The organism is Paraburkholderia sp. RAU2J, from assembly GCF_003634845.1.
Classification (GTDB): domain Bacteria; phylum Pseudomonadota; class Gammaproteobacteria; order Burkholderiales; family Burkholderiaceae; genus Paraburkholderia; species Paraburkholderia fynbosensis.
This window is the reverse complement of record NZ_RBXG01000003.1, coordinates 610,520-628,924: the sequence shown is the minus strand read 5'-3', so window position 1 is coordinate 628,924 and position 18,405 is coordinate 610,520. Positions and strand designations below refer to the sequence as shown.

The following is an 18,405-nucleotide window of genomic DNA, read 5'->3' as shown; positions in this document are numbered from 1 at the left end:
TGCACGGGCGGCGGTGAAACCTCGCCCTGTGCCGGGTGCCGCCAGGTATCATGTGCGTTCCGCAACTTCCGCGCACTTGCAGTGATCCCTACCATGACGTCCAGGCCGCCTGTCCCGCCCCGCATGTCCGATGTTGCCGAACGCGCCGGCGTGTCGAAGATGACCGTGTCGCGCGTGCTGTCCGGACGCAGCGTGTCGCAGGCGACCCGCGAGAAGGTGCAGAAGGTCATCGACGAACTGGGATACGTGGCCGATGCGGCCGCCGGCGCATTGTCGTCGGGGCGTTCGGAGTTTGTCGCGGTGCTGGTGCCGTCGCTGTCCAGCTCCAACTTCTCCGACACGGTGCGCGGCCTTACCGCCGCGTTTAGTCCGCATGGTCTGCAATTGTTGCTCGGCGACACCGACTACCGCCTCGAGCAGGAAGAGCTGCTCGTGCGCTCGATGCTGCGCCACCAGCCGCGCTGCGTCGCGTTGACGGGCAGCCGGCACACCGAAGCGACCCGAACGCTGTTGCGGCGCGCGGGCATCCCGGTCGTCGAAATGTGGGACCTACCTGCCGACCCGATTGACACCGCAGTGGGCTTTTCGAATGCGACGGCGGCGCGCGCGATGGTTCGCCATCTGCATGAGTGCGGCTATCGACGGATCGGTTTTATCGCCGGGGCGAGCGAGCGCGATCGGCGCGGTCTCGACCGGATGCGCGGCTATGTCGCTGAAATTAAGGCGCTCGGGCTCGGCGAGCCGCGCGTGATCCGCCTTGGCGAATCGCCGATCACGATGAGTCACGGCGCGCCGGCCATCGGCGCGCTGCTCGAAGCGTGGCCCGATACCGACGCCGTGATGTGCGTGAGCGACATGTCGGCGTTCGGCGCGATCATGGAGTGTCACCGGCGCGGGCTGTCGGTGCCTGGCGACATCGCGATTGCCGGTTTCGGCAACTTCGAGGTGTCGTGGTGTTGTCAGCCGACGATCACGACGGTGTCGGTCGATGCCTACGGAATCGGCTTGCGAGCCGGCGAAACGTTACTCGCGGCATTGGCGGCGCGCGAGGCGGGTCAGGCGTCGCGCACGAAAGCGGTCAAGATCGACTTTGAGGTGATTGCTCGGGACAGCGCCTGAGCGAGCCGCGCCTGACACTCCGGGCGCGTATGTAGCGCAGAAGGTCAGGGATATCCCTTGGTTGTTCAGATGATGAGCCACGCGTAACATCCGGATTCAGAAATGTTACCGGTAACTTAAATCGGGGGCAATACAGTAGCCTGCATGGCACGCGGCCGTGGCGCCCGAACATTTCCTGGAAAATACGCTGATGGAGATATGAATGACCACTGTGCCATCCGCCATCGCCGCGACATCCGCGGGGAGCAGCGAGTTTGAAGAAAAGACCTACCGCAAGGTCGTGCGCCGTCTGTTGCCGGTGCTGTTGCTGTGTTACGTCGTGGCTTATCTGGATCGGGTGAACGTCGGCTTCGCGAAGCTGCAAATGCTCGATGACCTCGGTTTGTCCGACACCATGTACGCGATCGGCGCCAGCGTTTTCTTCTGGGGCTACTTCATCTTCGAAATTCCGAGCAACGTGTTCCTGCATCGCTACGGTGCACGCTTCTGGATCGCGCGGATCATGTTCACGTGGGGTCTCGTGTCGATGGCGCTCGCGTTCGTCGAGCCGCTCGCGCGCCTCGCGCATGTCGAAACCGCGACGATGTTCTACACGCTGCGTTTCCTGCTCGGGATCTGCGAGGCCGGTTTCTTCCCCGGCGTCATTCTTTATCTGAATTACTGGTTCCCGGCGCATCGGCAGAGCCGCGTCATGTCGGGTTTCCTGATCGCGATGCCAGTCAGCCTGATGCTGGGCGGCGTGGTGTCCGGCTGGTTGATGGACCACACCGCGGGCCTGTTCGGCTACCAGGGCTGGCAATGGATGCTGCTGATCGAAGGCGTGCCGTCGCTGTTGACCGCGTTCGTCGTGTACTTCTCGCTCGATGACGGCATCGAGCGCGCACGCTGGCTCACGCCGCAAGAAAAGAGCCTGCTCGCGGCGAATCTGCAGCGCGAGAGCACGCACAAGACGGCGCGCTTCGGATCGGCGGTGCGCGATCCGCGCGTGTGGCTGCTGGTGGCGATTCTGCTGACCTTTAACACGGGCTTCTACGGCCTAGCGTTCTGGCTGCCGTCGATCATCAAGGCGACCGGTGTGCAGGACCCCTTGCATATCGGCCTGCTGACGGCTATTCCTTATGGTGTGGCGATCATCGCGACGCTCGCCAACGCGGCCCATTCGAAGAAAACCGGTGAACGGCGCATGCACGCGGCGATCCCGGCTCTGATCGGCGGTGTCGGGCTGATTCTGAGCGCGGCGTTTGCGCATCACATCGTATTGGCGATCACGTTCCTCACGATCGCCACCGCCGGGATCCTCGCGTTGATGCCGATCTACTGGACGTTCCCCGGCCAATTGTTGTCGGGTGCGGCAGCGGCGGCGGGCATCGCGATGATCAACGCGATCGGCAACCTGTCAGGCTTCACCGGCTCGATGATCACGGCCGTCGCCAAGAACCTGACCGGCGATATCAACAATGGTACGTATGCGCTGGGCGCGTGTCTGCTGGTCAGCTGTGTTCTGATCCTGCTCGTGCCGCGCAGCATGCTTACACGGGCGGCGCCCGCTAGAGACGGCAAAGCCGCCTCTCAGGCGGACGTGCCGGGCAGCACGCAAGCGGTTTAACTTCCTCAAGACAGAGAGACAAGCAACATGTCAGCATCCACACCGCGCCGGCTGAGAAGCCAGGAATGGTTCGACGACCCATCGCACGCGGATATGACGGCGCTCTACGTCGAGCGCTTCATGAACTACGGCCTGACGCGCGAAGAACTCCAGTCTGGCCGGCCGATCATCGGCATCGCGCAGACGGGCAGCGACCTCGCGCCGTGTAACCGGCATCACATCGAACTCGCGGCGCGCACGAAAGCGGGCATCCGCGACGCGGGCGGCATTCCGATGGAGTTCCCGGTTCATCCGCTCGCCGAACAGAGCCGCCGGCCGACCGCCGCGCTCGACCGCAATCTCGCGTATCTCGGCCTGGTCGAAATCCTGCACGGCTTTCCGCTCGACGGCGTCGTGCTGACCACCGGCTGCGACAAGACCACGCCCGCCTGTCTGATGGCGGCGGCCACCGTCGACATGCCCGCGATCGTGCTGTCGGGCGGCCCGATGCTCGATGGCTGGCACAAAGGCAAGCGCGTCGGCTCGGGCACCGTGATCTGGCATGCGCGCAATCTGCTCGCCACGGGCGAAATCGACTACGAAGGTTTCATGCAGCTGACGACCGCGTCGTCGCCGTCGATCGGACACTGCAACACGATGGGCACCGCGTTGTCGATGAACAGCCTCGCCGAGGCGCTCGGCATGTCCTTGCCCGGTTGCGCCAGCATTCCGGCGGCGTATCGCGAGCGCGGCCAGATGGCGTATGCGACCGGCAAGCGCATCGTCGACCTCGTGCGTGAAGACGTGCGTCCGTCGCACATCATGACGAAAGAAGCGTTCGAAAACGCGATCGTGGTGGCGTCGGCGCTGGGTGCGTCGAGCAACTGTCCGCCGCATCTGATCGCGATTGCGCGGCACATCGGCGTCGAATTGAGTCTCGACGACTGGCAGCGCGTAGGCGAGCAGGTGCCGCTGATCGTGAACTGCATGCCGGCGGGTGAGTATCTCGGCGAGAGCTTCCATCGCGCGGGCGGCGTGCCCGCCGTGTTCCACGAGCTTGGCAAGGCGAACCTCGTCCACGGCGACTGTCTGACCGTAGCGGGCCGCACCATTGGCGAGATCGCGGCGGGTGCGCAGACGGGGGATCGCGACGTCATCAAGACGACTGAAGAACCGCTCAAGCATGGCGCAGGGTTCATCGTGCTGTCGGGCAACTTCTTCGACAGCGCGATCATGAAGATGTCGGTGGTCGGCGAGGCTTTCCAGAAGACCTATCTGAGCGAGCCCGGCAAGGAGAACACGTTCGAAGCGCGAGCAATCGTGTTCGAAGGACCTGAGGACTATCACGCGCGCATCAACGACCCGTCGCTCGAAATCGACCAGCACTGTATTCTGGTGATTCGCGGTGCCGGGACCGTGGGCTATCCGGGCAGCGCCGAAGTGGTGAACATGGCGCCGCCGGCGGAACTCGTGCGTCAGGGCATCACGTCGCTGCCGACGCTCGGCGACGGCAGGCAAAGCGGTACCTCCGCGAGCCCGTCGATTCTCAACATGTCGCCTGAGGCGGCAGTCGGCGGCGGACTCTCGCTGCTGCGCACGAACGATCGCATCCGCGTGGACCTGAATTCGCGCAGCGTCAACGTGCTGGTCGACGAGGACGAGCTCGCGCGGCGCCGTGAAACGGCGACGTTCTCGATTCCGCCAGCGCAGACGCCGTGGCAGGAGCTGTACCGCCAGACGGTGGGCCAGCTCTCGACCGGCGGCTGTCTCGAACCCGCGACGCTGTATCTGAAGGTGATTGCCGAGCGTGGCAATCCGCGGCATTCGCATTGAAATGCAGGTTGCAGGGCCGGGCTCGGATTCGAGCCCGGCTCTCCTCGTCTTCCAACTTTCCTGAAGAAATCCATTCCCATGTCCGCAACTTCTCAATCCAGTTTCCTTCCGGACGACCTCGATCAGGCGCTGCTCGTGGGTCGCGTGTGGCGCAAGACCGACCAGCACGAAGGTCCGTGCGTGGTCGTCGTGCGCGGCGGCGAAGTGTTCGACATCACCGCTACCGTGCCGACCACGGCCGATCTGTTCGACCGCGAAAACGCCGCGCACATCGCGCGGACGGCGCCGGGCGTGTCGCTCGGCGGCGCGGCGCAACTGATCGCGGCCAACCTGCCGGGCGCGCTCGCGCCGGCCGTGCAACTGCTCGCGCCGTGCGACGTGCAGGCCATCAAGGCGTGCGGCGTGACCTTCGCGGTCAGCCTGATCGAACGAGTGATCGAAGAGCAGGCGGGCGGCGCTCCGGCGAAGGCGAAGGAGGTCCGCGAGACGATCGCGTCGACGATCGGCACGGACCTGTCGAAAATCAAACCGGGCTCGGACGCCGCGATGAAGCTGAAAGCCGAACTCGAACGGCGCGGCGCGTGGTCGCAATACATGGAAGTGGGTATTGGTCCGGATGCCGAAGTATTCTCGAAGTCGCAGCCGATGTCGGCGGTCGGCTTCGGCGCGGACGTGGGGCTGCTCGCGGCTTCGACCTGGAACAACCCGGAACCGGAGATCGTGCTGGCGGTGAATAGCCGTGGCGAGATCGTCGGCGCGACGCTCGGCAACGACGTCAACCTGCGCGATATCGAGGGCCGCTCGGCACTGCTGCTCGGCAAGTGCAAGGACAACAACGGCTCGTGCGCGATCGGCCCGTTCGTGCGCCTCTTCGACGAAAGCTTCTCGCTCGACTCGGTGCGCACGGCTAGCGTCGCGCTGCGCGTGGAAGGCGCCGATGACGACTTCGTGCTCGAAGGCGTGAGCCATATGAGCGAAATCAGCCGCGATCCGGCGGACCTCGTCACGCAAACGTGGGGCCGGCATCACCAGTACCCGGACGGCTTCATGCTGTTCCTCGGCACCATGTTCTCGCCGATCAAGGACCGCGACGCGGCCGGCGGCGGATTCACGCATCACCTGGGCGACCTCGTGACGATTTCGACGCCGCAATTGGGCGCGCTGACCAACACGGTCCGCCTGAGCACCGACATCGAACCGTGGACGTTCGGCGTGCGAGCGCTTTATCGGAGTCTGGCGGCGCGCGGGCTGCTCGGCGGGGGTTGAGCCGTAATGAAGAACGTATCAGGGGCTCGCGCGTCACGCGCGGCCCAGGTGCATTACCAGTCGCCTCCGCCCGGGCCTGACGATCAGGTCTTTCGTGCGCGGGCTTTATGCCGTATCGACGGGAGCAAGAGAACATGAGCCAGTTTGCAAACTACATCGACGGACAGTGGGTGGACGGCGCGAGCGTGTCGCGCAACGTCAATCCGTCCAATCTCGACGACGTGATCGGCGAATTCGCGCAGGCCGACGCCGGGCAGACGCAACGCGCGATCAGCGCCGCGCGCAAGGCGTTTGCGCAATGGTCGCTGTCCACGCCGCAGCAGCGTTTCGATCTGCTCGATCAGGCCGGCAGCACGATCCTCGCGCGCAAGGCCGAGCTGGGCCGGTTGCTCGCGCGCGAAGAGGGCAAGACGCTGCCCGAGGCGATCGGCGAAGTGGGCCGCGCGGGGCAGATCTTCAAGTTCTTCGCGGGCGAGGCGCTGCGCATTGGCGGCGAAATCGTGCCGTCGGTGCGCCCCGGTATGACGGTGGAAGTGACCCGTGAGCCGCTTGGCGTGATCGGCCTCATTACGCCGTGGAATTTCCCCATCGCGATTCCGGCCTGGAAGATCGCGCCGGCGCTGGCGTATGGCAACACCGTCGTCGTCAAGCCGGCGGACCTCGTTCCGGGCAGCACGTGGGAGCTCGTGAAGATCATCGCCGAGGCGGGCGCGCCGGCGGGTGTCATCAACCTCGTCATGGGACGGGGCTCGGTGGTGGGCGAAGCGCTGGTTTCCTCACCCGATGTCGATGCCTTGAGCTTCACCGGTTCTGTCGCGACGGGCCGTGCGATCGGCGCGAAATGCTTTGCGTCGGGCAAGAAATTCCAGCTTGAAATGGGGGGGAAGAACCCGATGGTGGTGCTCGATGATGCCGACCTCAACGTTGCGATCGAAGCGTGCATCAACGGTGCGTTCTACTCGACGGGCCAACGCTGCACTGCGTCGAGCCGCTTCATCGTGACCGAAGGTATTTACGACCGGTTCATCGACGGCATGAAAGCGCGCATGCAGGCCCTAAAGGTGGGCGACGCGTTGGCCGACGGCACGCACATCGGTCCCGTCGTCGACGACAAGCAGTTGCAGCAGGACGAGCGCTATATCGCCGTCGCACGCGAAGAAGGCGGCACCGTCTTCGGCGGTGAACGGGTCGAGCGCGACACGCGCGGTTACTTCCTCGCACCAGCGCTCGTCACCGACACGACGCCGGCCATGCGCATCAACCGGGAAGAAGTGTTCGGCCCGGTGGCCTCGGTCATCAAGGTCAAGGACTACGACGAGGCGCTTAAGGTCGCCAACGACACGGAATTCGGCCTTTCCGCGGGCATCTGCACGACCTCGCTGAAGTACGCGAGCCACTTCCGTCGGCACATGCAGGCGGGCATGGTGATGGTGAACACGGCGACTGCGGGTGTGGACTATCACGTGCCGTTCGGCGGGCGCAAGGGTTCGAGCTACGGTCCGCGCGAGCAAGGCAGTTACGCCCGCGAGTTCTATACGACGGTCAAGACCGCGTATGTGAGTCCGGGTGCCGTCTGACGTTCATCGGCGACGCCGTTTGCGGATGAATGCGAGTGGTGGTCTGACTTGTCGCTGTCGAGAACGGGAGCGCACAGGGCAATGTGCATAGCCGCCGGAGGCGAGGAGACGCCGCCGGCAATCCGGAAGCGGAGGTTCTGAAATGAAACTGGCCCGCAAGAGCGGGCCAGTTTCGTTAGCCGCGCGAGCCGTAGCGTGAGTACACGTCACGGCAAAGCGACAGCAGCTTTGCTTTCTGCCGGAAGACTTACTTGGCGACTGCCTGGCCTTGTTCCGACGAACCACTGGCGACGCCGCCAACTGCGCTGTTCTGAGCGGCAACGCGTGCTTCAGCAGCCTGGATGTTGGCCGGATATTCGTTCGGGTTCGAGCGAGCGGGGTTGTAGCCGGCCTTTTCGATCTGAACCAGTTCCGCGCGAACTTGCGCACGGGTCAGCGGCTGGTTTGATTGGGCGAAAACGGCAACCGGAGCAGCAAGCGTAGCGGCGATAACGACGGCTTGAACGAGCGACTTCATGATAGTGACCTCCAGATTTGTCTTGTTTGGACTGCAAACGCGTTTGTCTGCAGCGATGAAGGCAGTCTAGAAGCGGGGTGTGTTAGGGTAAATACCTAATTTACGAAATCACTGTTTCACAAATAAAAACAATCGGGTGTCGGACGGCCGGCAGAGGTCAAGCTAGTGCAATAAGTGCAAATATTGGGATTTTAAAGTATTGCGGCCTGCATTACCTCTACGAGCCCAGTTTCTCTCTATCAGAAAGTCGACAAAGCTACGCACGCGCGACGACAGATGCCGCGCAATGCGGATAGAGCGGTGACCTGCTTTGTCGCATTTTTCTGGTCGTGCGGAAGGGCACGGTGCGAAGCGCGGGTGCTATACGATGTCGGGACTGTATTGTAGAAAGCCTCGATGGGGGATAGACATGAACGAGCGGACTGACAAGCGGATGTTGCTGCCATTGCTGGGCATCGAAAAACCGATCATTCAGGCTCCCATGGCCGGTGTCAGCACACCTGCGCTGGCCGCAGCCGTTTCCAATGCAGGTGGTCTCGGCTCGCTGGGCGTTGGAGCGATGAACGCCGCAGGAGCCCGCAAGGTCATCAAGGAGACGCGCGCGCTAACGGACAAGCCGTTCAATATCAACGTCTTCTGTCATCGACCGGCGCAAGCGGACGAGGCGCTCGATCGGCAATGGTTGAACTGGCTCGCGCCATATTTCGAAAAATATGGCGCAGCGCCGCCTACGTCGCTGTCGGAGATCTATACGAGTTTCGTGGCCGACCCGGCGATGCTGGATGTTTTCCTCGAAGAGAAGCCGGCCATCGTCAGTTTCCATTTCGGTTTGCCTTCTGCCGATGTGATCGCCGAACTGAGAAGGGCCGGCATCAAGCTACTCGCGAGTGCAACGAACCTGGATGAGGCGGCGCAGGTTGCCGAAGCAGGAGTCGATGCGATCGTTGCACAAGGTATAGAGGCGGGCGGTCATCGCGGCATCTTCGAACCGGACGCAACCGATGACGGGCTGGGCGTGTTTGCGTTGACGCGTCTGCTGGTCAGGGAATGCCAGCTGCCGGTGATCGCTGCCGGCGGCATCATGGATGGTGCCGGGATCGCAGCGGCGCTTGCGCTCGGCGCCCAAGCCGCGCAGTTAGGCACCGCGTTTGTTGCTTGCCCGGAGACGTCGATCGACGAGGGTTATCGTTGCGCGCTTCTCGCGGGCACAGCGCGCCGCACGACCTTTACCACCGCGATCTCCGGTCGCGTGGCGAGAAGCATGGTGAACCGGTTCACGACACTCGGCGGCGACGCGCGCGCTCCGAAGCCGCCCGCGTATCCGATCGCGTACGATGCCGGCAAAGCACTGCACGCAGCGGCGAAAGCAACGGGCGAGTACGGTTACGGGGCGCAGTGGGCGGGGCAGGCAGCTGCGCTGGCCAGATCGTTGCCTGCCGGTGAGCTGGTTGCGCAGCTGGAGCGTGAATTGAAGGAAAGCATCGGGCAACTGCAGCGGTTCGCGGGCTAGCAGTTCGAGCGGGAGTGCTCGATTGTGGATGTACGTTGCGGCCGGGATGAGGACACACGTCGAGAATAATCAGTCATCCTTAACGTGTTCCATGACTCCAATGCGGGCTGCTGCCGCCTGAAGCAAATGACGCACGCCAACGTTCAATCCGGCTTCGAACTACGCCGCTTGCGATAAGCCTCGACCGGCAAGCCACCCCAGCCCCAGTTCTCGGTCTCCACCTCCTGAATGACGACGAAGGTCGATTCGAGCGGCTTGTTGAGTACGTCGAGCAGCAACTGACTGACCCGCCGATGAGCGCGGCTTTTTTGCCCGCTGTGACCGCAGTGTTGCCGGGCCTTGAGCCCTCACGGATCACCTGAATTGTGACGATGGGCATGTGATCCTCCGTAAATCTCGGTTGACGTGAAGGGCGCCGGCCGGGGGCGCCCGGGTGTGATCAGTGGCCGGCGCTCTGGCCGCCATCGACGTGCAGGATTTCGCCGGTCCCGAAACGGCGCAGCATCAAGATACAGGACGGCGCCCACGACATCGCTCATCTCGCCCATGTGGCTCGACCGGATGCAATGCGCCGAGCGCTGCATGAGTTTCTTCCGCGTGCATCGGCGACTTGATGACGCCCGGTGAAACGGCTTGGCGCGAATGCCTTTCTTCGCTCATTCGATCGCGAGCGGCTTCGTGGCCGCTCCCATGCTTTTCGATCTCGGCGATGGCGAGTTGCGTGATATGGAAGAAGCCCGACACGTTGACGGCGATGAAGGTCGCGTAGTTTTCCGCGGTATTCTGGAGAATGACGCTATAGAGGGGAGAGGTTGACCTGAGTACTCATCGTTGACGAGTGCTCTACGGATTACGTTCACACGTGGTCGTAGTGATTGAAGCGAATGTGGCGCGTTGAACCCCACGCCGACGATGGAGGGAGGTAATGTGTGCGCGTCACAACCATACGACGACGATGCCTTCGAGACGAGAGCACTCAACAGACACGGCATTGCACGTTTTTTTAGCGCAGCGTCGAGAGCTTCAAAAATATTTCACAAAGTGGGTTGACCGATAGGTTTTCGGTCTGCATAATTCGCCTCCCGTTAGATGACGGACGCGAAGAAAGCAGAGCTTCTGAGCGAATGATCTTTAAAAATTAACAGCCGATAAGTGTGGGCGCTTGATGCGGGACGCGACGGTGGATTCTGCGGAATCTGCCGTAAAAGCGGAAGTATCAAGTCTCACACAGTAATGAAAGGAAGGTTTGACCATCGGGAGATGGTCGGACACTTCGTCAGTACGTTGAGTGAGCGACCGGTTTCGAAAGAGACCGAAAAACAGTAACAGGTTTGAACTGAAGAGTTTGATCCTGGCTCAGATTGAACGCTGGCGGCATGCCTTACACATGCAAGTCGGACGGCAGCACGGACTTCGGTCTGGTGGCGAGTGGCGAACGGGTGAGTAATACATCGGAACGTGTCCTGGAGTGGGGGATAGCCCGGCGAAAGCCGGATTAATACCGCATACGCTCTGCGGAGGAAAGCGGGGGATCTTTCGGGACCTCGCGCTCAAGGGGCGGCCGATGGCAGATTAGCTAGTTGGTGGGGTAAAGGCCTACCAAGGCGACGATCTGTAGCTGGTCTGAGAGGACGACCAGCCACACTGGGACTGAGACACGGCCCAGACTCCTACGGGAGGCAGCAGTGGGGAATTTTGGACAATGGGCGCAAGCCTGATCCAGCAATGCCGCGTGTGTGAAGAAGGCCTTCGGGTTGTAAAGCACTTTTGTCCGGAAAGAAATCCTTTGGGCGAATACCCTGGGGGGATGACGGTACCGGAAGAATAAGCACCGGCTAACTACGTGCCAGCAGCCGCGGTAATACGTAGGGTGCAAGCGTTAATCGGAATTACTGGGCGTAAAGCGTGCGCAGGCGGTTCGCTAAGACAGATGTGAAATCCCCGGGCTTAACCTGGGAACTGCATTTGTGACTGGCGGGCTAGAGTATGGCAGAGGGGGGTAGAATTCCACGTGTAGCAGTGAAATGCGTAGAGATGTGGAGGAATACCGATGGCGAAGGCAGCCCCCTGGGCCAATACTGACGCTCATGCACGAAAGCGTGGGGAGCAAACAGGATTAGATACCCTGGTAGTCCACGCCCTAAACGATGTCAACTAGTTGTCGGGTCTTCATTGACTTGGTAACGTAGCTAACGCGTGAAGTTGACCGCCTGGGGAGTACGGTCGCAAGATTAAAACTCAAAGGAATTGACGGGGACCCGCACAAGCGGTGGATGATGTGGATTAATTCGATGCAACGCGAAAAACCTTACCTACCCTTGACATGTATGGAACCTGGCCGAGAGGCCGGGGTGCCCGAAAGGGAGCCATAACACAGGTGCTGCATGGCTGTCGTCAGCTCGTGTCGTGAGATGTTGGGTTAAGTCCCGCAACGAGCGCAACCCTTGTCCCTAGTTGCTACGCAAGAGCACTCCAGGGAGACTGCCGGTGACAAACCGGAGGAAGGTGGGGATGACGTCAAGTCCTCATGGCCCTTATGGGTAGGGCTTCACACGTCATACAATGGTCGGAACAGAGGGTTGCCAAGCCGCGAGGCGGAGCCAATCCCAGAAAACCGATCGTAGTCCGGATCGCACTCTGCAACTCGGGTGCGTGAAGCTGGAATCGCTAGTAATCGCGGATCAGCATGCCGCGGTGAATACGTTCCCGGGTCTTGTACACACCGCCCGTCACACCATGGGAGTGGGTTTCACCAGAAGTAGGTAGCCTAACCGCAAGGAGGGCGCTTACCACGGTGGGATTCATGACTGGGGTGAAGTCGTAACAAGGTAGCCGTATCGGAAGGTGCGGCTGGATCACCTCCTTTCTCGAGCTAAGCGCGTCAGAAGTGTTGAGCGCTCACGCTTATCGGCTGTGAAAAAGACAGACTCAGGGGTCTGTAGCTCAGCCGGTTAGAGCACCGTCTTGATAAGGCGGGGGTCGATGGTTCGAATCCATCCAGACCCACCAAAGTCTTGTCTGGTGAGCTGACCGGCTAAAAACCTCTGGGGTATCTGCATGACTGGGGGATTAGCTCAGCTGGGAGAGCACCTGCTTTGCAAGCAGGGGGTCGTCGGTTCGATCCCGTCATCCTCCACCAATCCTCAATGCTGGTTTGTCTGCATGCGCTAACGGGAGTTGGCGGTGTAGTGAAACAAGCATTGGCGATTGAGCCAGTCAGAGCGATACGCAATCAGGGATTGCGCGATCGGCTGTCGTTCTTTAACAATCAGGAAGAAGTAGTAAAGAGATTCACGAAAGCCTGCCTGGAGATGGGGAGGTGAGTAGGTGAATCAGGGTTGTGATTGTATCAATGTATTTTTTAAGTGATCGAAAGATTGCTTTGGAATACGGCGCAACACGAATACTCAACCTGTAGCGGAATGTGAACTGGAGAGTCCTTCGGGAACCTTGTCCCCTTCGGGGATGAGCCCCGCGTAAGCGCTAAAGCGCTAACGCGGGCCGCAAGACACACCCGTTATAGGGTCAAGCGAACAAGTGCATGTGGTGGATGCCTTGGCGATCACAGGCGATGAAGGACGCGGTAGCCTGCGAAAAGCTTCGGGGAGCTGGCAAACGAGCTTTGATCCGAAGATGTCCGAATGGGGAAACCCACTCCGAATGGAGTATCCATGACTGAATCCATAGGTCATGCGAAGCGAACGCGGTGAACTGAAACATCTAAGTAACCGCAGGAAAAGAAATCAACCGAGATTCCCAGAGTAGTGGCGAGCGAAATGGGACCAGCCTGTACTCTTTATCTTCACTGTTAGCTGAAGGCTCTGGAAAGTGCTGCCATAGCGGGTGATAGCCCCGTAAGCGAAAACAGCGAGGAAGAACTGGGTGTACGAGAAGTAGGGCGGGACACGTGAAATCCTGTCTGAAGATGGGGGGACCATCCTCCAAGGCTAAATACTCGTGATCGACCGATAGTGAACCAGTACCGTGAGGGAAAGGCGAAAAGAACCCCGGGAGGGGAGTGAAACAGATCCTGAAACCGCATGCATACAAACAGTCGGAGCCTTCGCAAGGGGGTGACGGCGTACCTTTTGTATAATGGGTCAGCGACTTACATTCAGTGGCAAGCTTAACCGATTAGGGCAGGCGTAGCGAAAGCGAGTCCGAACAGGGCGTTCAGTCGCTGGGTGTAGACCCGAAACCAGGTGATCTATCCATGGCCAGGATGAAGGTGCGGTAACACGTACTGGAGGTCCGAACCCACTAACGTTGAAAAGTTAGGGGATGAGCTGTGGATAGGGGTGAAAGGCTAAACAAACCTGGAAATAGCTGGTTCTCTCCGAAAACTATTTAGGTAGTGCCTCGTGTATCACCTTCGGGGGTAGAGCACTGTCATGGTTGTGGGGTCCATTGCGGATTACTACGCCATAGCAAACTCCGAATACCGAAGAGTGCAATCACGGGAGACAGACATCGGGTGCTAACGTCCGGTGTCAAGAGGGAAACAACCCAGACCGCCAGCTAAGGTCCCCAAATATTGCTAAGTGGGAAACGAAGTGGGAAGGCTAAAACAGTCAGGAGGTTGGCTTAGAAGCAGCCATCCTTTAAAGAAAGCGTAATAGCTCACTGATCGAGTCGTCCTGCGCGGAAGATGTAACGGGGCTAAGCAATATACCGAAGCTGCGGATGCACATTTATGTGCATGGTAGGAGAGCGTTCCGTAAGCCTGCGAAGGTGCACTGGAAAGTGTGCTGGAGGTATCGGAAGTGCGAATGCTGACATGAGTAGCGATAAAGGGGGTGAAAGGCCCCCTCGCCGTAAGCCCAAGGTTTCCTACGCAACGTTCATCGGCGTAGGGTGAGTCGGCCCCTAAGGCGAGGCAGAAATGCGTAGCTGATGGGAAGCAGGTTAATATTCCTGCACCATTGTTAAATGCGATGGGGGGACGGATCGCGGAAGGTTGTCCGGGTGTTGGAAGTCCCGGTCCTTGCATTGGAGAAGGCGCTTTGGCAAATCCGGGCGCGGAATTCAAGGGTGCGAGGCCATTCACTTCGGTGAAGAAGCAACTGGAAGTGGTTCCAAGAAAAGCCTCTAAGCTTCAGTTTAACAGGACCGTACCGCAAACCGACACAGGTGGGCGAGATGAGTATTCTAAGGCGCTTGAGAGAACTCGGGAGAAGGAACTCGGCAAATTGGTACCGTAACTTCGGGATAAGGTACGCCCCGGTAGCCTGACTGGCCTGCGCCAGAAGGGTGAAGGGGTTGCAATAAACTGGTGGCTGCGACTGTTTAATAAAAACACAGCACTCTGCAAACACGAAAGTGGACGTATAGGGTGTGACGCCTGCCCGGTGCCGGAAGATTAAATGATGGGGTGCAAGCTCCTGATTGAAGTCCCGGTAAACGGCGGCCGTAACTATAACGGTCCTAAGGTAGCGAAATTCCTTGTCGGGTAAGTTCCGACCTGCACGAATGGCGTAACGATGGCCACACTGTCTCCTCCCGAGACTCAGCGAAGTTGAAGTGTTTGTGATGATGCAATCTCCCCGCGGCTAGACGGAAAGACCCCATGAACCTTTACTGTAGCTTTGCATTGGACTTTGAACCGGTCTGTGTAGGATAGGTGGGAGGCTGTGAAGCGTGGACGCCAGTCTGCGTGGAGCCGACCTTGAAATACCACCCTGGTCTGTTTGAGGTTCTAACCTTGGCCCGTGATCCGGGTCGGGGACAGTGCATGGTAGGCAGTTTGACTGGGGCGGTCTCCTCCCAAAGTGTAACGGAGGAGTACGAAGGTACGCTAGGTACGGTCGGAAATCGTGCTGATAGTGCAATGGCATAAGCGTGCTTAACTGCGAGACCGACAAGTCGAGCAGGTGCGAAAGCAGGTCATAGTGATCCGGTGGTTCTGTATGGAAGGGCCATCGCTCAACGGATAAAAGGTACTCTGGGGATAACAGGCTGATACCGCCCAAGAGTTCATATCGACGGCGGTGTTTGGCACCTCGATGTCGGCTCATCTCATCCTGGGGCTGTAGCCGGTCCCAAGGGTATGGCTGTTCGCCATTTAAAGAGGTACGTGAGCTGGGTTTAAAACGTCGTGAGACAGTTTGGTCCCTATCTGCCGTGGGCGCTGGATATTTGAAGGGGGCTGCTCCTAGTACGAGAGGACCGGAGTGGACGAACCTCTGGTGTACCGGTTGTCACGCCAGTGGCATCGCCGGGTAGCTATGTTCGGAAGAGATAACCGCTGAAAGCATCTAAGCGGGAAACTCGCCTTAAGATGAGATATCCCCGGGGCTTCGAGCCCCTTGAAGGGTCGTTCAAGACCAGGACGTTGATAGGTCAGGTGTATAAGCGCAGTAATGCGTTAAGCTAACTGATACTAATTGCCCGTAAGGCTTGATCCTATAACAGGTGTGTTTTGCGATGACCGTCAGTGCTTCAGCACTTATGGACATCCCACCCCCGAAAGGGGTAACAGACACCCAGGTTGAGATCAGTGTTGTGCCTCGAACAACACAGCCCGCCTCCTCTGGTGAGCATCACCAGACACTACTTCTTCCCGATTGGTTGTGTTGCCCCCAGAGGCGACACGACAACAAGTCATGCCTGATGACCATAGCGAGTCGGTCCCACCCCTTCCCATCCCGAACAGGACCGTGAAACGACTCCACGCCGATGATAGTGCGGATTGCCCGTGTGAAAGTAGGTAATCGTCAGGCTCCCCAGCAGCAACAGAAACCCCACCCCGAAAAGGTGGGGTTTCTGCGTTTACGGGCCTTAATCTGACTTGAACGAACAAGCGGGCTCCATCGCGAAGCGCGAGGGCCTCATATCGCTGACTTGTACTTCGATACGCATCTCAAAAATCCTTCAGCGACTCTCATCACCGCACATCCGATCGCACTCATTCGACCTGGCGCCTCAGGCGCAAGCAAGCCCGAATAAGCGCATCCCTTCGGGGGTGTGTGAAAATGCCCCTGCAACTCGCGAACGCTTCGTTGCGCGGCATCGCTTTACCGGGTTGGGACCGAATCCATCCACTTACCAGGTAAGCCCATGTCGTCCGTGCTCTTGCGTCATTGGCAAAACGCCTGGAACCGCAAGCAGCGATCCGTCGTGTAAGCCGAAAGAGAAGACGGACAGGGAAGCCGTCCGCCAGTGGTTCTTTGCATGAATGTGCGTCATGACAAAAGGAACAGCAAGATGACTCCTTACACTGCGGGAATGGATCCCAACAGCCTGAATCTCGTGCAGATATTCGGACTGTTGATCGGAGGTCTTGCTCTTTTCCTTCTCGGTCTCGAGTTCATGACCGGCGGCCTGAAGGCGATCGCCGGATCGAGACTGCAGGCGCTGTTGGGTATGCTGACCGCGAGCCGCATTCGCGGCGTGCTGGCCGGCGCCGTCGTCACCGCGTTGCTGAATTCGTCGACCATCACCACGGTCCTCATGGTCGGCTTCGTTTCTTCCGGCCTGATGACGCTGACCCAATCTGTGCCGATGATCATGGGCGCCAATATCGGCTCGACAGTCACCGCGCAGATCATCGCTTTCGACGTATCGAAGCTAACGTCGTTCATGCTCGCGATCGGCTTTGTCCTGCATGCATTCGGCCAGCGCGAACTGCTGCGGCAGATTGGCCGCGTGGTCCTCGGACTGGGCCTGCTGTTCCTTGGGATCCAGTTGATGGGTGACGCGACGCGTCCGCTGCGCACGTTCCAGCCATTCATCGACGCGATGCAGGACATGGAGAACCCGCTGGTCGGCATTCTGGTGGGCGCGATCTTTACCGCGATCGTTCAAAGCTCCGCAGCAACCCTCGCCATCGTGATCGCTTTGGGAGCCCAAGGGCTGATGCCGCTCGAAGTTGGCATCGCGGTGATTCTGGGCGCAAAAGTGGGCACATGCGGAACGGCGCTGCTCGCATCGATCGGAAAAAATCCCGAGGCGGTCCAGGTCGGCATGGTGCATCTGATCTTCAATATTCTGGGCGTGCTGATCTGGGTTTTCTTTATCCCGCAGATGGCGGACATGGTGCGGCACGTGTCACCGTCCTATCCCGAGTTGCAGGGCGTGGCGAGACTGGCGGCCGAGACGCCGCGCCAGGTTGCCAACGCTCATACGATATTCAGCGTGGCAAGCACGTTGATCCTGATCTGGTTCACCGGTCCGATTGCGCGGCTTGCCGAGTTCCTCGTGCCGAAGCGGGCGCAGGAGGTCAAACGGGCAGGGGACCCGCTCTATCTCGACAAATCGTCGCTGACGGTGCCGTCGGTCGGCTTGCAGCGGGTGCGCATCGAATTGACGCGGTTGGGGCAGGAGGTGCTGGACATCGTTCGACGCGGCACCCAGGTCGTCTCGAACGGGACGATCGAAGAGATCAACCTTCTGCTGGACCGGGACAAGGAAGCCGACCGGTTGGCATCGGAGATTCTTCACTATATTGGCCACCTGTCGCAGGTGGAACACTCGGAGGACGAAGGTCAGCGGATGGTCGCATTCACGCAGATCGTGTCCACCCTGGAAAGCATCAGTAGGATTGTCGGGACCAATCTGGTGTCGGTCAGCCAGCAAAGGTTGACGCATCAGATCGACCTCACGCGTTTGCGCGATCCCGCCACAACGCAATTTACCGACACCGTGATGCGCAATCTCGTCCAAGCGGTCCGCTCGATCGACGAGTCCTACACGAACGAAGCAGCAGAGGTCATCGCGGCGAGGGCCGAGATCGAACAGATGGCGGCAGCGGCGCGCCAGGTCGTGCTTGCCAAGCTGCAACTTGCGGACAGAACCGATGTACTGGCCTTCCGGCTGGCGATGGACCTGATCGAACACGGCAGACAGATTGCGCAGTTCGCAAGAGCGTTGGCGAAGAGCGCGGAAGAGTGCAGGTAGCGTATCGGGAGATAGAGTCGCGCCCAACTAGGGCGAAAACTCTTGCCATACCCTCTGGGGGGCTAAGCGAGAGCCGATTGTGATGCAGAAAACGACACCGCTA

8 protein-coding genes, 2 tRNA genes, 3 rRNA genes and 2 pseudogenes are annotated in these 18,405 nt (G+C 59.9%); 12 read left to right on the top strand and 3 right to left on the bottom strand.

Features of this window, described 5'->3' with window-relative positions:
• Positions 1–123 precede the first annotated feature (123 nt).
• The 5 genes from B0G69_RS34350 to B0G69_RS34330 all read left to right on the top strand — a co-directional run bounded on the left by B0G69_RS34350 (position 124) and on the right by B0G69_RS34330 (position 7,380).
• Positions 124–1,119 (top strand): LacI family DNA-binding transcriptional regulator, encoded by a 996-nt coding sequence (locus B0G69_RS34350; protein ID WP_121324562.1) that lies wholly within the window; start codon positions 124–126, stop codon positions 1,117–1,119.
• Positions 1,120–1,321: 202 nt separating this feature from the next.
• A complete protein-coding gene (locus B0G69_RS34345) occupies positions 1,322–2,725 on the top strand; it encodes an MFS transporter (RefSeq protein ID WP_241991617.1) in 1,404 nt (467 codons plus the stop codon).
• A 27-nt stretch (positions 2,726–2,752) separates the two neighbouring features.
• Entirely contained in the window at positions 2,753–4,537 is a 1,785-nt protein-coding gene (locus B0G69_RS34340; RefSeq protein WP_121324561.1) for an IlvD/Edd family dehydratase, read from the top strand.
• Between the two features lie 78 nt (positions 4,538–4,615).
• Positions 4,616–5,803 carry a fumarylacetoacetate hydrolase family protein gene (locus tag B0G69_RS34335; protein ID WP_121324560.1) on the top strand — a complete coding sequence of 396 codons (1,188 nt, stop codon included), beginning with the start codon at positions 4,616–4,618 and terminating at the stop codon, positions 5,801–5,803.
• A 134-nt stretch (positions 5,804–5,937) separates the two neighbouring features.
• On the top strand, positions 5,938–7,380 hold the full coding sequence (locus B0G69_RS34330) for an aldehyde dehydrogenase family protein (RefSeq protein WP_121324559.1): 1,443 nt from the start codon (positions 5,938–5,940) through the stop codon (positions 7,378–7,380).
• 247 nt (positions 7,381–7,627) lie between these two features.
• On the opposite strand, the gene B0G69_RS34325 is transcribed toward B0G69_RS34330, so the two are convergent.
• On the bottom strand, positions 7,628–7,897 hold the full coding sequence (locus tag B0G69_RS34325; RefSeq protein ID WP_121324558.1) for a DUF4148 domain-containing protein: 270 nt from the start codon (positions 7,895–7,897) through the stop codon (positions 7,628–7,630).
• A gap of 409 nt (positions 7,898–8,306) precedes the next feature.
• On the opposite strand from B0G69_RS34325, the gene B0G69_RS34320 reads away from it, so the two are divergent.
• Entirely contained in the window at positions 8,307–9,407 is a 1,101-nt protein-coding gene (locus tag B0G69_RS34320) for a nitronate monooxygenase (protein WP_121324557.1), read from the top strand.
• 143 nt (positions 9,408–9,550) lie between these two features.
• On the opposite strand, the pseudogene B0G69_RS34315 reads toward B0G69_RS34320, so the two are convergent.
• Positions 9,551–9,786, bottom strand: a pseudogene (locus B0G69_RS34315) (4-oxalocrotonate tautomerase family protein).
• A 60-nt stretch (positions 9,787–9,846) separates the two neighbouring features.
• A pseudogene (locus tag B0G69_RS42355) lies at positions 9,847–10,187 on the bottom strand (SDR family oxidoreductase); the annotation flags it as partial.
• A gap of 553 nt (positions 10,188–10,740) precedes the next feature.
• Between B0G69_RS42355 and B0G69_RS34305 the strand changes: the two are divergent.
• The 6 genes from B0G69_RS34305 to B0G69_RS34280 all read left to right on the top strand — a co-directional run bounded on the left by B0G69_RS34305 (position 10,741) and on the right by B0G69_RS34280 (position 18,302).
• Positions 10,741–12,273: ribosomal RNA gene (locus tag B0G69_RS34305) — 16S ribosomal RNA — on the top strand.
• 66 nt (positions 12,274–12,339) lie between these two features.
• Positions 12,340–12,416 (top strand) — tRNA-Ile (locus B0G69_RS34300).
• A 54-nt stretch (positions 12,417–12,470) separates the two neighbouring features.
• Positions 12,471–12,546, top strand: a tRNA-Ala gene (locus tag B0G69_RS34295).
• A 384-nt stretch (positions 12,547–12,930) separates the two neighbouring features.
• A 23S ribosomal RNA gene (locus B0G69_RS34290) occupies positions 12,931–15,811 on the top strand.
• Between the two features lie 201 nt (positions 15,812–16,012).
• Positions 16,013–16,126, top strand: a 5S ribosomal RNA gene (gene rrf / locus B0G69_RS34285).
• The 16S, 23S and 5S rRNA genes sit together here with 2 tRNA genes alongside, the layout of an rRNA operon.
• A 484-nt stretch (positions 16,127–16,610) precedes the next feature.
• Positions 16,611–18,302: a Na/Pi cotransporter family protein gene (locus tag B0G69_RS34280; protein WP_121324556.1), complete on the top strand. Its 1,692-nt coding sequence runs from the start codon at positions 16,611–16,613 to the stop codon at positions 18,300–18,302.
• The last annotated feature ends 103 nt before the right edge of the window (positions 18,303–18,405 follow it).

Excerpts from the sequence above, each read along its gene's own strand:
- B0G69_RS34350 (WP_121324562.1), top strand. The coding sequence starts at position 124 with ATGTCCGATGTTGCCGAACGCGCCGGCGTGTCGAAGATGACCGTGTCG.
- B0G69_RS34345 (WP_241991617.1), top strand. The coding sequence starts at position 1,322 with ATGACCACTGTGCCATCCGCCATCGCCGCGACATCCGCGGGGAGCAGC.
- B0G69_RS34340 (WP_121324561.1), top strand. The coding sequence starts at position 2,753 with ATGTCAGCATCCACACCGCGCCGGCTGAGAAGCCAGGAATGGTTCGAC.
- B0G69_RS34335 (WP_121324560.1), top strand. The coding sequence starts at position 4,616 with ATGTCCGCAACTTCTCAATCCAGTTTCCTTCCGGACGACCTCGATCAG.
- B0G69_RS34330 (WP_121324559.1), top strand. The coding sequence starts at position 5,938 with ATGAGCCAGTTTGCAAACTACATCGACGGACAGTGGGTGGACGGCGCG.
- B0G69_RS34325 (WP_121324558.1), bottom strand. The coding sequence starts at position 7,897 with ATGAAGTCGCTCGTTCAAGCCGTCGTTATCGCCGCTACGCTTGCTGCT.
- B0G69_RS34320 (WP_121324557.1), top strand. The coding sequence starts at position 8,307 with ATGAACGAGCGGACTGACAAGCGGATGTTGCTGCCATTGCTGGGCATC.
- B0G69_RS34280 (WP_121324556.1), top strand. The coding sequence starts at position 16,611 with ATGACTCCTTACACTGCGGGAATGGATCCCAACAGCCTGAATCTCGTG.